We start from the raw sequence: 13714 nt of genomic DNA, 5'->3' as shown, positions 1-13714 counted from the left end.
AGCGTCCGGCATTCTGTACGGGTAAATGACCTCTTGAGAATGTTTCTTAATAACAGATAACGCTACATTGCCCGGTGAATAGCTAAGTGCTGCTCACGTGTAACCGGCTCAAGGTGGAAGACTTCGACACAAGCACGGTTCCCGCAACGATGATGCAGTTCTTCACCGAATGTTAGTTGTCCGCATTGCGCTTCGTAGGCGAGCCGGTGGACTCTAATCGTGAGCCTACCCATGCAAAGGATGCTGTAACCCTGCGAATCTATTTCAGCGGTGGTGGGGATGAAACAGCCGGGGCGCTCGCAGTCTTCTATGAGTGATGGTTTCACTTCTGCCCATAGTTGTTCCGGATCAATCCCTCCAGCTCTTAGCCACTGGGCGTAGTTCCGCTGTTTCTCCCATGCTCGCCGTGCATGTTGCTCACGGGTGATCGGTTCACCCTTGGGGATAGCAGACAGGTATGACCATAAGGACTGTTCCCGTTCATTCGTAAGCGAATGGAAGGTGTAGAGCTTTCGGGTACCGCGGGTTGGATCTTCAGTAACACTAACCAAGGGAATTGGCAGGTCTGCCAGAAATGAAACGTGTTTGAGGATTGTCGCACGTGTACGGATTATGTCCAGGCCTAAGAGTTCTTTCATGGTGAGCAGTTGCTCTTTGGGTGCTCGCAGGTGGAGCCTTCCCGCCATGCCGAAAGCGTTCGAACGGTACACGTCCGGCGTTGGGTTAGCTGGTATCCCCATACTTGCTGGTGTCGGTATCCGATTACTAGGGTTTTGAACACTTTTAGTTAGCAGACGATACACCCCTTTAGATAATCTATGCCCGTGGTTGATTCGTTGGATTGCTCCACGCTGCTTGAGCCTTTGAATAGCGTTGCTGACAGTGGCTGTGGAACGTCCGATATGTACGGCTATGGCGTTCATGGATGCTTGAGAGATTCCTTGCCCGTTAGCCTCCGCGACAAGGTATGCGAACACTTCAACTTCTGTAACGCTTGGTGCTCGCATACCGTGTTGTTTCCTCTCAGTTTGGTTGGTGGGTTCGTGCTCCGTGAAGGGTGGACGGCAATCCGTGCTGTACGGCGTAGAAGAGTTCTTTGACGCTGCGTGCCTTCCGATTCCCTCCGACAAGGATTGAATCTTCATTGGTCTTCAATAGGGCTTGCTGCTTAGTGGAGATTCCTACGTGTTCGGAACGCTTGACCGACTGAAGGTGCGATGGTCTGACGCACGAAACGTTCATACAGATATGGTCAAGCTCTGTCTCACGCTCAAGGTTCGAATCAACTAGGTGCATCCAAGCCCAACGGTGAGCCCTGAATTTCTTTCGTTGGTCGGAGAACTTCCCGTAACCGTCTTCATCTTTGATCCCTACCCATTCCCAACATTGGCCGTCATGACCTCCACCTTGCAGTCTGACTGCGAAACGTTCCGGTGCTTTCAAGGCCATGTGTTCGCGTCCTGGTGTTGGGTGGATGTTCCGTATTCTTCCGTGCTTGCTTTGTTGCCAAGCGTGCATGGAGCAAAGCGCACGGTTGCTTTCTCGCTGGCAGCGCTCTTCGTTGAGTTCGGCGGTGCATTGGGGCATGGTGGGTGTGTCTTCCTGGAAGGGTGTGGGTGGATATCTATAGGCCACTGAGGGAATGTTGAAGCACTCTCAGTGGCCTATAAGGGTGTTGTCGCTAGTGATGCTTACAGGTTTGAAGCGTTAACGGTGCGTTCGTTCATGAGTGCGGAGGATGCGACGGCTACCCGTTGTATGTCGGCAGCTTCTCGAATGGCCTTGAGCTTTGCTGCTTCAAGCTTGGCGATTCGTGGCGCTTCGTACCGACTTAGGCTGTTGGCGATGGTGTTGTCACTGATCGTGCTGAGGGATACGCGTCCACCGACTTCGTGATCCCAGCGCACCTCTTCGCCCCTAAGCTTCTTGGCACGCTTGGAGAGATTCGTAAGTACCGTGCAAGCATTGTTGTGTGCTTCGAGCTTCTTGAAGGCGGCGTGAGTGATCTTATCGAGCTTCGCCTGAAGCTCAGTGGACACCTTCGCCAGCTCTTCAGGAGTGAGATGCCCTTCCACTTCTCCATGCTCGATCCGCGCTTGTAGGAGTTCGGCTTCTGCTTCATCCCGGCGAGCGCTGGCAGCGGACTGGGCGCGTGTCAGGTCGGCCAGGTGGGTTTGAATTCCGTTGATTGTTGCACGTACACCAACAATGTCGAGCATTGCCTGCGTATCGCCTTTGAGCAGGATCAGCGAGTCGAGACGTTCAGCTTCAGCATGTTCGGTGGCAAGCTCTTTCTTCTTGGTGTCGATGGCTACGGTGATCGCGGTTAGTGATCCTTCGGCTTGGTCAAGGTCAGCTTGAAGCTGGTTAATGGATTCGTTCACGGTGTTTCTCCTTAGTTGGTGGTGCTGGAGGCTAGGTGCTTCCAGGTTGTTCCTGCGATGATGCGGGAGATGGTGGACTTGTTGACTCCGTAGCTTTCGGCTAGGTCTGTGTAGCTGACTTCGCCGGGCTTGTAGGTGTCTCTGATCAACTGGACTTTTTGGTCTGTGAGCTTGGCAGAGTAGTGCTGCTCACCGTGCTTGATAGGCATTCGAGTGTTCCCCTGTTGGTCAAATGGTTTGCGTGAGGTTGTGCAACGCATTGAGTAAAAAAGAAGGCCTCCCAATCGTTTAGACACCGCGCTATGACGGCGATTATTCGATTGGGAGGCCATGCCATGAGCATTCAGGAGGTGTGGGTTCCCGGTTTTGCAACCTGCTCGTGGTGGTGTTCAAGTACTTGATCCAGCGCTTGAACGGGTGGAAGTGGAAAAGATGTGGAGCTATTCTGTCTTCCACCGTTAAAGTGATGAGGGTGTGCAACAAGCGATCCCTGAGGCGCAACAGGCGATCCTTGAGGGGTTATGCTGCTCTACGTCCAAGACGATGCACGCTAAGCCTTTGGCGCTCGCCGGAGGGGGTTACCCGTTGCTGCCGCGCCCATGAGTCGAGGTCTGTCTTGGAGTATCTGACAGCACCGAACATCTTGTGATAGGCCGGACCGGTACGCCGATTGTTCGCCAAGGTCTGAACGCCGATACCAAGGTATTCGGCAGCCTCTGGGCGTGTAAGAAATTCCTTCTCGCTCACGGTTCCTCCTGTGCTGGAGAAACGATTAGATGCGGTCTTGAGGAATTGTTATTGTGATTGAAGCGTCCAAGCGTTTCAGTCTGTTGGGTTGCGCCTGAAGTGGTGCTTCGGGCTTGTTACCAAATTCTATAGTTAAGACCCGGGGTTCAAATGATCTCGGATGGCAACGGGTAATCCCCGGCTGCCGAAGCGCCTTGATGGTCTGCCCTGACGGTAAGATGCCAGTACCAATAACAAGACCCTTGAAGCCTACGTATAAGTCTTTAACGACTTTGAGGATCGCTTAGGAATCTTTGAGGATGGACTAAGAGATTCTTGAGGAATCCAATAGGTATCGCATAGGGGCGTTAACGTCTTCAAAGCCCTTTACGTCGTTAAGGCCGTTAAAGCTTCTAGGGGGAATCCTAAGGGATTCCCGTTAGGGCGTTAAAGTCTTTAAAGTCTTTTCGCCCTTCGCCCCTTACGGTTAATTATAAACTTTCAACCCGGTCTCGGAATCATCGCCAAAGTTCCAGACCTTTTGGTTGGTCGGGGATTTCTTTGGGTACAGGCTATGTTGATCGCATGCTATGCCCTGTAAGCCATTTAATGCCACTCTAAGCGCTCCGTAGTGTGGTTTTGGGTATTTGTTCATCTGATACCTTTAGAGGCTCTTAGAATGGACTCTACGGCTTTTGCCTGTCATTAACACTAAGCGCATACCCTTACATGGCGACTCTGTGGGTATGCTTTGAGCATGGCAATTATTGATAAATGGAAACCGACTGAGAAGAATCCTAAGCCTAAGCGAACCGGGTTACGCTACGTCGTGGACTATCGAACCGCAACGGGTGTTCGGCGGCAAAAGTCTTTTGATTTGAAGAGTGATGCGCAGGTGTTTGAGCAGTCGCAACGGCGTATGCGTCAGCGTGGCTCCAGTGTTGACTCTAAGGCCGCTGAAAAGGTCACTGTCTCCGAGTTGTGGGATAGCTTTTTCCAGCGGGTGGAGACGATGGGCGTACGTGGTGGAGGTGCGTCTAGCCCTAAGACTGTCACCAAGTATCGAAACTGCTTCAAGCTTTACATCGAACCTCGATGGGGTCACACACCCTTGGGCGGCGTAACCTATCCTGACGTGTCCGAGTGGATTACTGGTCTACGTGATCAGTCCGGACAACCGGCGAGCGCCTACTTGAAGCGTGAGACAACAGGAATTTTCAGGTCGCTAATGGATCATGCGTTACGCCTTCAGTATCTGGAGAAGAATCCTGCGCTTGATGCTGTTGGGCGTGCCGACTATCGGCCTAGAGCTGTGAAGCAGAAGGAGCATGTCTACTTGACTAGGGGGCAGGTAGTAGCTTTGGGCGAGCATTGCGATGGTTACAAGTCTCTGATTTGGACTGCTGGTCTTGGTGGCCTTCGCTTTGGCGAGCTAACGGCATTGAAGGTGGAGGACTTGGAACTAGGTGACAAGCCGTGTATCCGTGTCAACAAGGCTTATACGGATGATCGGGGAACACTCCACTTGAAGGGCACTAAGACGGGTGAGGATCGGCTTGTGCCACTGCCTAGGCTGGTAGCCGATTTACTGGCCAGTGAAGTCGCTGGGCGCTCACCGGATGAATTGGTGTGGCCAGCTCCGCGTGGTGAGGTGATCCGGCATGGATCGTTTACCAAGGCGGGTAGCAGGTTTGCCAAAGCCATTGAGGGCGCTACGGCTGAAACTGAAGCGCGGGGCGACAAGTTCCCCTCCCTGACGTTCCACGATTTGCGACATACAGCGGTGAGCCTGGCTATCAAGGCTGGAGCTAACGTGAAAGTTGTTCAGGCTATCGCAGGGCACAGCTCGGCCACGATTACCTTGGATACTTATGCAGGGTTGTTTACTGATGATCTACATGATTCGGCTGCTCGCTTGAACGTAGAGCTTGAGAAATACTTGAATGCTAGTGGAGGGTCTAAGAAATGATGGCGGTTTTCAGGAGACTTAATAGGCCTAGTAGCCAATATTTATATAGGTTTTCTTGCCCTCTCCTAAAGGGTAGGCCGTCGGTTCGATTCCGGCCAGGGGCACAACTAGAGCCTTGTTTCCAGTCCTCGGACGGGAAACAAGGCTCTTGTCGTTACTACGGCGTTAAGCACTGCGGGTACGTTCCATCTGGAACGTACCCGCAGTGCTTAGCATGAGTCTCGATTAACGCAGCAGCAATGCGGTCGCCTTTGGCGACAGCGAAGCGTCCATGACCACGCAAGCGCCACCGATGGCGCCGACGTTGGAGCCGAGCTCGGAGGTGCGGGTTTCGATTTCATGCACTCCGCGCAGGGCGAAGCGGCGGCCAATGGCGTCGCGGACTTGATCGTCGACCAGTTCGGATACCTTTTCCCACTGTGGACCGCCGAAGACGACTTCGCGAACGTCCAGCGAGTTGGCAAGCTGGCCGGCAACTTCGCCAACCTTGATCATGGCTTCGGTGACCAGTTCCTTGGCGACCTTGTTTCCTTCGTGAGCCAGCTCGTAGAGGCGGTTCATTCCGGCAGCCCGCTGTTCCGGGCCAACGATTTCGTAGCTTGGCAGTTCCAGCCCGCGTTCCTTGGCCTGCGCGGCGATGAATTCGTAGGAGGTGCCGGAAGCGAGGCAATCCTCCGCACCGCATTGTTCGCAGGCCACAGATTTGTAACCGGTTGAGTAGTGGCCGATTTCGCCAGCGTTGTTGCTTGCACCGTGGTGGACATCGCCGTTGAATACAAGGCCAGCGCCGAAGCCGTGACCGCAGTAAATGAAGACGAAGTCGTTGTTCTTCTCTTCCTTGGACTGCCACAGTTCGCCAACTGCTGAAGCGATGGTGTCCTTTTCGATGATGACCTGCAGGCGCAAGAGCTTGCGCAGCGGGTTCACCAGTTCAACATCTGCCCAGCCATCGAGCAGTGGCGGGTTCAGCACCACTCCTTCTTCGACGTTTACTGGACCCGGAACAGCAATGCCGACACCGACGATGTGCTTCTTCGGCACGCGGATCTCGGCAATGAGTTCCTTAACGGTAGTTGCCATGAGCTGGACAGTTTCGGTAGCTACTTCGAGGTTGGGAACTTCGATGCGGCGTTCGCGCAGGACCTCGCCGCGCAGGTTCATTGCGACGAAGGTCAGCACGCTGGGGTCTAGGTGGATGCCAATGGAAACGAGACGGTTGCCTTCGAGCTCCAGAACGGTGCGAGGCTTGCCTGGTCCGGAGACGATCGTGCGGTCTTCTCGGACGATTCCGTCATCCAGCAAGCGGCGGACAACGTTGGAAATGGTCTGTGGCGACAGACCAGTCGAACCGGCCAGTTCAACGCGGCTAATTCCCTCTGGTGCCCGTCGAATTGACTCAAGAATTACGGCTTGGTTGAAGTCTCCCAAGCGTCCTAGATTTGTACCCCGTCGCATTTATTGCTCCATAGATCTGTAAAGTTGATGGATCGATCTTTCAATTCCAACGTTTTCGGTAGTCATCAATACTTCGGTTAGATACTGCGAGTAAAGTAACCATGGTGAACTAGAACTAAAACCGTTGGAGATCCAATTAAGCACGTTACCATCTCTAACTCCTGTAAACACGCGATATTGTGTTTTAGTGAAGAAAAATTTGACGATCTCAGCGGCGTGTTTAATCAACAACCAAGGAGAAATTCTCCTGGTTCGCAAGCGTGGAACGACGAAGTTCATGCAACCTGGCGGCAAACCCGAAGCCGGGGAAACAGCGTTACAAACTATCATTCGAGAAATTCGTGAAGAATTGGGCCTCAGCTTCACCGCTGACGAGCTGCAATACGACGGCGAATGGATCGGACCGGCTGCCAACGAGGCGGAGACGATGATCCGCGCCTCTTTATACAGCGCAGCCTTCGATGGCGAACTCGTCCCGTTAGCGGAATTGGAGGAGCTGCTGTGGATCGACCCGCAGGTGGCCCTGGAACGCGACGATCTAGCTCCGTTGCTTCGCGACCGCGTCCTGCCGCTAGCCATTGAACGCAGCAAGAAATAGGCGCCGCTGGGTTCCTCCCAGCAGCATCAGGCCAGCGGCTAGCTTGCGTGCAAGTATTCGTCCCATGCCGCATCAACGTGCTGCAGTCCCGAAACCAGATGGCCAGCAACGCGTGGACGATGAGGTGTAATACGCAGTTGCCAGCCCAGTTGCGAGAGCATCTTGTCCGCTTTGCGGCTATTGCATAGCAGGCAAGCGGCCACGAGGTTCTCCCAGGTGTTCTGACCTCCCCTGCTGCGGGGAATCACGTGGTCAATCGTATTGGCAGCTTTGCCGCAATACGCGCAGGTAAAAGCGTCTCTACGCAGAACGCCCCTACGAGTGACATGTTGCATGTCCCTGTAGGGGCGTCGTACATAGCGTTTCAGAACGATGACAGTTGGCCGAGGTAGATCTCCATGAGAACTGCGGATGGGGGCGAGATCATCTTGGAGAACGATGCTCGCTTTTTCGGTCATGACTAGCACTAGTGCTCGACGGAACGTCACAACTGCTAGTGGTTCGTATCCTGCGTTTAATACCAAAGTTCGCATTGCTCGTACTACCTTCATGAACCGATGGCCACCATCTGGCATTGATGGAGCTCGCGTTCTGCTCGGAGTGTCTCTAAGCGCTAGCCTATGCGATGCTTCGGATTATTGGTGGGTACCTAACCAAGAAATTGTCTTCTTTTCATCGTTCTGATGCCCGGAGTTCAACTGGTTAAACGAACATAGGCCATCGGATGTCTTTCTCATCCGATGGCCTATGAAAAGCTTTGAAGCTTAGCCAGCTAGGGTGTAGTAGCCGTACAGCGGGTTGCGCGAAACTGAGTGGATCATGGTGTCCACGGTTGGGTTCTGCGCGCCGATCATCTGGCCGCCGCCCAGGTAGATGCCGACGTGGCCGCCACCGTTCTGGAATACCAAGTCGCCTGGCTTAGGGTTGCTGGTGCGGACGAACTGGCCGGATCCGAGGATGGCCGAGGTGCCTCGAGCAATGTTGATGCCGTGCTGCGCGTAGACGTACTTGACGAAGCCGGAGCAATCCCAGCCGCTTGGACCGTTGCCACCCCATACGTATGGAACGCCCACGTACTTGGCAGCGGTGCCTGCGATGCCGGAAAGGTTGGAGGTCTGAACAGGAGTTTCAGCCTTTGGCTGAGCCTTCTGCTGCGGAGCCGATTCCTGTCCACCCGAACGGCTCTGACGAGTCATCGGGGCCATCGAATCAGAGTTACCCGAGTTGCTGCTGCGGGTAGTTGGGGTGATGTCATTCGAAACTGCAATGACAACAGGCTCTGGCTTCTCTTCAGCGGTGAAGCTGGCGCGCTCGATTGCGACATCAGCCTTCTTGTCAGCAGCTACCTTTACTGCCTTGACTGCAACACGCTCTGGATTGATGGTGTCAACAGGCGATGCAGAAACGTCACGTGGTGCAGTTGCCTGGCCAGGCACGCCCAGAGTGACGATCAAGCCGGATGCTGCAGCTACAACGGCGGCCTGGCGGCCTACCGAGCCAGCGTTGGATGCTACGGCCTGCGAAATCGCCTGTAGCGAGTTGGTGCGTGGAACGTCGGCGCGGCGACGTCCGCGTGCATGACTCTTGGTCAAAATATTGCCTCTCCTTGATACCTACGAGGTAAGCTGTCGGGTTCGAAGTGGAGTTACCTCGGTGGATTCGAAGTTGCCTTCTCTATCCACTTCACCCCTAGGGTTGTTAGCCAAAACTAACGACCCGATATTGGTTCCCCCGCCACTGCCGTACGAGTTGTGTATAACTACTCATTGCGTGTTGGCAGTGCTCGGTTCTCACGCAATGATGCCCAGGGATCCCCATGGCACGCATACAAGACTATAGGAAGTTTTTTGAAATGTCACGTTTTGATCACGGAATGGTGACGAACGTCGTTATAACCAACCTGCTGGGTCTTTGAACTGACCGTCAACGATCACTTCGAAGTGCACGTGAGGACCGGTTGAGTTGCCAGTGCTGCCGGCCAACGCAACAACGTCACCGCGCTTAACTTTCTGGCCAACCTTCACAACCAGCTGGCTGTTGTGGCTGTAACCGGTCTCCAGGCCGTTGCCGTGGTCAAGGGTGATGCGGTTACCGGAGTGCCCAGCCCAACCCGAGACAGTCACAACACCGTCAGCTGCCGCGTAGACCTTGGTACCGCTTGGCACACCGTAGTCGGTGCCGCTGTGGATCATGAAACCTGGACCGGTTGGATTCTTGCGGTGCCCGAACGTGGAGGTGATGCGCTTCGTGGTGACCGGTGCGCCGAGCAATCCCGAGGTGTCCTTGATGGCCGTGACGCTACCGCCCGAAGCGGTCATGATCTCGGCGAACTTCTCTTCCTTGGCAACTTCGGTGTTCAGTTCGGAGGTCAAAGCGGCACGCTCCACGGACAGTTCCGCATTGCCGGTTGGTGCAGTTACATCTACAACTGCGGAAGTGGCGGTGCGCTGAGCTGCGACCTCAACGGCCTTGTTCTCCTCCGCGCTGCCGGAGAGCTGTGGAGTTACGGCGGCAAGCGCCAAACCCGAAACGGCGGCTACGGCTGCCACCTTGTGGGCGAATCCACGGTGGGTGGGTTTCTGAACCTTGGACTTGAGGCTCGAAATGAACTCGACATTGCCTGCTGCTTCGATCGGGGCAGGCTTGCTGGCAGGGGCTTGAACAGCTCCTGGCAATGCAACGACGTTGCTCGCGGTATCCTTGCCGGCCAGCAGGGTCTGGTTAGGAGCAACACCGTAGCGCTGCATGGAGTCGAATCGTCGACCAACGAAATCTTCATGTACCGGCTTGACCGGTGCAATCATCGGGACGGTGGCAGCAGCACGTGCTGCTCGGCGCCCGCCGTTACGCTCAGCAGTCGAAGCGGTGACTTCTGCAATCACATCTACTTCGACGCCGGCAGCGCGGCGACGTCCCGCAGTCTTGGTTTCTACCAAAACATTCCTCTCACTGTTGCGCCTACGAAGTTAGCTGTCGGGTTCGGCTATTGAGAATCAGCCGGCCTGCTTGTCGCAGAACTTCACCCCAAGGCGTTTGCACGCCGGAAAGTGGGTCCCCCGTTATTGCCCTCAAGATTTGGTGACCGTTTCTGGCGCAGGGCAACACTAGGCGGTCGCACCAAAAATGGATAGAGCTAACTAGATCGCTAGCTCCAAGGCTTAACGCTACCTGTCAACGCCGAAAGTTACAATTTCGTTATCTTTTCTGAGACTTTACAAATACGTGTGCGCTGACCTCGACCGGCAGCTCCAGGGCGCCTTCGATGCCGTCCACGCGCACTACAACGTAGTCGTCGGCGCGCTCCAAGGTGACAATCGCACCTGGGCGGATTCCACCTTCGTTCAGTTGTCCGAGCAGGATTGGGTCCGTTTGGATAGGTTCGGCCAGGCGCTCAATTGCCACCGGGCCGATGTTTCCGGACAGCAGGGCATCATCCAAGTTCTCTACTTCATGTGAGATTTCGCCCACATTGGGGCCACCGAGGACTTCCAGGCCCGGAATTGGGTTGCCGTAGGGCGACACTGTTGGCTTGCCCAGAAGATCAAAGAGCCGACGCTCGACGCGTTCGCTCATCACGTGTTCCCAGCGGCACGCTTCATCGTGCACGTACTCCCAGTCCAACCCGATGATGTCCGACAACAGGCGCTCCGCCAAGCGGTGCTTGCGCATCACGCCCGTAGCCAGCTCGTGACCTTTTTCGGTCAAAGCAAGGTGGCGATCGGTCGATACGATAACCAGGCCGTCTCGTTCCATGCGAGCAACCGTCTGCGACACGGTTGGGCCCGAGTGGCCAAGACGCTCTGCAATTCGGGCGCGCAATGCCACGATTTCCTCTTCTTGAAGCTCAAGAATGGTACGCAGATACATCTCGGTTGTATCGATAAGATCAGACACGGCAGTCGCTCCTGGAAGTCACAACAATTAAGTTCGCTCGAAATTTACGTGGCGTCGATATCCCACTCTACTTGGTCGGAGCTGCAGAAAGCCCTGTAACCCGCCAAGCCCTCGGCGTAACCGACCGACGCGCTTTTCTCACGACACCCCGCTATTTGCGAAGATATCTATTGAAACGCCAAGGCTATCTGTCAATATTCCAAACCATGGGTAATGGTGGCCGTTATGGCACTTCAATCTATCGCTACAAGAGGAGCGCGATGAGCACGGATATCAACATTCCAGAAAACCTTCTGCCCGCCGATGGTCGATTCGGTGCAGGACCTTCCAAGGTTCGCGCAGAACAGATCCAGGCCATCGTCGATGCCGGCGCCGAACTGCTGGGCACCTCCCACCGCCAGGCTCCGGTCAAGAACCTCGTAGCTTCGGTTCAGGACGGCCTGAAGGAAATGTTCAGCGCACCAGAGGGTTACGAAGTTCTTCTCGGCGTGGGTGGATCCACCGCGTTCTGGGATGCCGCTGCATTCAGCCTGGTCCGTTCCAAGGCGCAGCACCTGTCCTTCGGCGAATTCGGCTCGAAGTTCGCCAAAGCCACCGACAAGGCTCCATTCCTGGAACCTTCCTCCATCATTGTCGGCGAGCCGGGCACCGTACCTGAACCCGTAGCCGAAGCCGGCGTAGACCTCTACGCGTGGCCGCACAATGAGACCTCAACCGGTGCCGCGGCGCCGATCAAGCGCGTTGCTGGCGCCAACGACGATGCACTGGTAGTCATTGACGCCACCAGCGCCGCCGGAGGCCTGGACGTGGATCTGTCCGAGACCGACGTGTACTACTTCGCTCCGCAGAAGAACTTCGCTTCCGACGGCGGCCTGTGGCTGGCCTTCGTTTCTCCCGCCGCGATTGCCCGCATCGAGGAAATTGCAGCAACCGACCGCTGGATCCCCGACTTCTTGAACCTGGCGACCGCGCTGGATAACTCCTTGAAGAACCAGACCTACAACACGCCATCGCTGACCACTCTTGTGGGCCTGGATGCGCAGATCAAGTGGATCAATGCCAACGGCGGCCTGAAGTGGGCGGCAGCGCGCACGGCACAGTCCGCAGGGATGATCCGGGCTTGGGCCGAGGCTTCCGAAATCGCTTCCCCTTATGTGGCCGACCCAGCGCACCGCTCGAACGTCATCTCCACCATTGACTTCGATGACTCGGTCGATGCCTCGGCAATTGCCAAGGCGCTGCGCGCTAACGGCGTTGTCGACGTGGAACCATACCGCAAGCTGGGCCGCAACCAGCTGCGGATCGCCACCTTCGTTGCGATCGAGCCAAGCGACGTCGAAGCACTGCTCAAGTGCATCGACTACGTGATCGAGCAGCTCTAAGAACCCTCGATTAAAGCCAAAGACCTTCGCACAACGATTCATCATCGTTGTGCGAAGGTCTTTGCCGCTATTGCCTAGTTTTCCTTGCGCGTGCGATTACGCTGCGCTGCCCGGCGACGGGCTGCGGTGCGCTGCGCCGTGCGACGGCGGCGTACCTGGCGACGTGCCGGCGACTTATGCTGCTGCACAGCGTCATCGTCATTTTCGGCGCCGTCCGCTTCGACTTCGGCCTGCGGATCCTGAGCCTCGGCGCCTGGATCCGATGGATCCGGCTCCTTCGCTGGCTCCGTGGCTTCAGGACCGTCGGCTTCCCCGCCGGTCCCGGCCAAGTCCTCTGCGGCTTCGGCGGCCTTGGCCGCTTCAATCTCTTCCTTTGCCAGGCGGTCGGCCCATGGCACCCATGCCGGAGCGAGCAATGACTGCTCCCCTGCAATAATGCCTACTTCGCAAACCGTCAGGTCCTTGGATTTTGCCCGTGAGACCCGCGCAAGCGTGGCGAACCAGGTCCATCCTTGATATCCCGACTTATGGGAGACAAAACGATGGGTGACAAGTCGCTCACCTTCCGCCGTGACGCCTAGGTGTTCGCCGATTTCTGACGCACCGGCAATTTCTGCGAGCGCGCCGCGAGCAGTATCCACTGCCTCGGCGAGGATGGTGTCCAACTTGGGTTTACGGGCCATTATTTATGCGTCCAGATCGTCGGCTACCGCACGAAGTACGGTAGCAACCTTCTTGCCATATGCCTGTTCAGGATAACGCCCATTGCGCAAGCTATTGGAAACGTTGTCGAGCAGCTTAATAAGATCTTCGATCAGCACTGCCTCGTCTTCGGGCTTCTTGCGCTTGGCACGTGCGACCGATGGAGCGGCTTCGAGCAAGCGCAGGCTCAGTGCCTGTGGACCGCGGCGGCCTTCGGCAACGCCGAATTCCAGGCGGGTTCCGGGGCGCAGGTCATGCACGCCTTCGGGCAATGCCGCGGCATTGACGTAGATCTCTTTGCCATCTTCGGCGGTGATGAAGCCGAAGCCCTTGGCCTTTTCGTACCACTTAACCTTGCCGCTAGGCATGATCATTTACCTCGTTCGTTCTTGTAGCTAAGCTGCATGGCCGAGGCCTGCTCAGCGCCATGCATATTCATATGTGCGATCCGGCGGAGCCACTGCCGGAATTCTTCTCTGCTTCTTGCCGGGTGCTCAATCTGCTGGATCGCTTCAAGTCCTTTATCTAAGATTATGTCATCTCTCGTGCGGTGAATTCATCTTTGCCCGGCAATCTTCGCATTCCGCCTGTCGCCCATGGCTCC

At 55.7% G+C, this 13714-nt stretch carries 15 protein-coding genes, 1 tRNA gene and 2 riboswitches; of the genes, 4 read left to right on the top strand and 12 right to left on the bottom strand.

Translation table 11 applies throughout. From position 1 onward, the window contains the following. Window positions 1-62 precede the first annotated feature (62 nt). From ACFVHU_RS14355 to ACFVHU_RS14335, 5 genes are all read right to left on the bottom strand, one after another. The gene (locus ACFVHU_RS14355; protein WP_388024954.1) at window positions 63-923 is read right to left on the bottom strand and encodes an HNH endonuclease signature motif containing protein; all 861 of its coding nucleotides are present in this window, start codon (window positions 921-923) and stop codon (window positions 63-65) included. 100 nt (window positions 924-1023) lie between these two features. Then, entirely contained in the window at window positions 1024-1449 is a 426-nt protein-coding gene (locus ACFVHU_RS14350; RefSeq protein ID WP_388024952.1) for an HNH endonuclease, read from the bottom strand. A gap of 242 nt (window positions 1450-1691) precedes the next feature. Beyond that, window positions 1692-2384: a hypothetical protein gene (locus tag ACFVHU_RS14345; RefSeq protein WP_388024951.1), complete on the bottom strand. Its 693-nt coding sequence runs from the start codon at window positions 2382-2384 to the stop codon at window positions 1692-1694. Window positions 2385-2395: 11 nt separating this feature from the next. Then, on the bottom strand, window positions 2396-2593 hold the full coding sequence (locus ACFVHU_RS14340) for a hypothetical protein (RefSeq protein ID WP_388024949.1): 198 nt from the start codon (window positions 2591-2593) through the stop codon (window positions 2396-2398). 310 nt (window positions 2594-2903) lie between these two features. After that, a complete protein-coding gene (locus tag ACFVHU_RS14335; RefSeq protein WP_388024947.1) occupies window positions 2904-3131 on the bottom strand; it encodes a helix-turn-helix domain-containing protein in 228 nt (75 codons plus the stop codon). A gap of 736 nt (window positions 3132-3867) precedes the next feature. Here ACFVHU_RS14335 and ACFVHU_RS14330 point away from each other — a divergent pair. Together ACFVHU_RS14330 and ACFVHU_RS14325 are read left to right on the top strand one after the other, a co-directional pair. Next, the gene (locus ACFVHU_RS14330) at window positions 3868-5079 is read left to right on the top strand and encodes a tyrosine-type recombinase/integrase (RefSeq protein ID WP_388024946.1); all 1212 of its coding nucleotides are present in this window, start codon (window positions 3868-3870) and stop codon (window positions 5077-5079) included. Between the two features lie 25 nt (window positions 5080-5104). Further along, window positions 5105-5183: transfer RNA gene (locus ACFVHU_RS14325), tRNA-Ser, on the top strand. Between the two features lie 121 nt (window positions 5184-5304). On the opposite strand, the gene ACFVHU_RS14320 is transcribed toward ACFVHU_RS14325, so the two are convergent. After that, window positions 5305-6534 (bottom strand): ROK family transcriptional regulator, encoded by a 1230-nt coding sequence (locus tag ACFVHU_RS14320; RefSeq protein WP_105661599.1) that lies wholly within the window; start codon window positions 6532-6534, stop codon window positions 5305-5307. A 187-nt stretch (window positions 6535-6721) separates the two neighbouring features. Between ACFVHU_RS14320 and ACFVHU_RS14315 the strand changes: the two genes are divergently transcribed. Further along, window positions 6722-7132: an NUDIX domain-containing protein gene (locus ACFVHU_RS14315; RefSeq protein WP_105659133.1), complete on the top strand. Its 411-nt coding sequence runs from the start codon at window positions 6722-6724 to the stop codon at window positions 7130-7132. A gap of 38 nt (window positions 7133-7170) precedes the next feature. Here the strand turns inward: ACFVHU_RS14315 and ACFVHU_RS14310 are convergent, their stop codons facing one another. The 4 genes from ACFVHU_RS14310 to ACFVHU_RS14295 all read right to left on the bottom strand — a co-directional run bounded on the left by ACFVHU_RS14310 (window position 7171) and on the right by ACFVHU_RS14295 (window position 11026). After that, window positions 7171-7467, bottom strand: a complete 297-nt coding sequence (locus ACFVHU_RS14310) for an HNH endonuclease (protein ID WP_388025145.1) — start codon at window positions 7465-7467, stop codon at window positions 7171-7173. A 429-nt stretch (window positions 7468-7896) separates the two neighbouring features. Next, a complete protein-coding gene (locus ACFVHU_RS14305; RefSeq protein ID WP_105661598.1) occupies window positions 7897-8724 on the bottom strand; it encodes a C40 family peptidase in 828 nt (275 codons plus the stop codon). Window positions 8725-8727: 3 nt separating this feature from the next. Next, a riboswitch (cyclic di-AMP (ydaO/yuaA leader) is annotated at window positions 8728-8898 on the bottom strand. A gap of 123 nt (window positions 8899-9021) precedes the next feature. Beyond that, window positions 9022-10068, bottom strand: coding sequence for a M23 family metallopeptidase (locus ACFVHU_RS14300; protein ID WP_133833230.1), 1047 nt, complete (start codon window positions 10066-10068; stop codon window positions 9022-9024). 4 nt (window positions 10069-10072) lie between these two features. Further along, window positions 10073-10223, bottom strand: a riboswitch (cyclic di-AMP (ydaO/yuaA leader). 104 nt (window positions 10224-10327) lie between these two features. Next, window positions 10328-11026, bottom strand: a complete 699-nt coding sequence (locus tag ACFVHU_RS14295) for a metal-dependent transcriptional regulator (RefSeq protein ID WP_105659129.1) — start codon at window positions 11024-11026, stop codon at window positions 10328-10330. A 260-nt stretch (window positions 11027-11286) separates the two neighbouring features. On the opposite strand from ACFVHU_RS14295, the gene serC reads away from it, so the two are divergent. Beyond that, window positions 11287-12408 carry a phosphoserine transaminase gene (gene serC, locus ACFVHU_RS14290; protein WP_105659128.1) on the top strand — a complete coding sequence of 374 codons (1122 nt, stop codon included), beginning with the start codon at window positions 11287-11289 and terminating at the stop codon, window positions 12406-12408. Between the two features lie 74 nt (window positions 12409-12482). On the opposite strand, the gene ACFVHU_RS14285 is transcribed toward serC, so the two are convergent. Beyond that, the gene (locus tag ACFVHU_RS14285) at window positions 12483-13091 is read right to left on the bottom strand and encodes a DUF3027 domain-containing protein (protein WP_105659127.1); all 609 of its coding nucleotides are present in this window, start codon (window positions 13089-13091) and stop codon (window positions 12483-12485) included. 3 nt (window positions 13092-13094) lie between these two features. Further along, window positions 13095-13478 (bottom strand): cold-shock protein, encoded by a 384-nt coding sequence (locus ACFVHU_RS14280; protein ID WP_038990235.1) that lies wholly within the window; start codon window positions 13476-13478, stop codon window positions 13095-13097. Window positions 13479-13714 lie beyond the last annotated feature (236 nt).

This window comes from Glutamicibacter sp. NPDC127525 (assembly GCF_042672105.1).
In the GTDB taxonomy this organism is placed as follows: domain Bacteria; phylum Actinomycetota; class Actinomycetes; order Actinomycetales; family Micrococcaceae; genus Glutamicibacter.
Note: the sequence above shows the minus strand (reverse complement) of the source record. Positions and strands in the feature narration are given on the sequence as shown.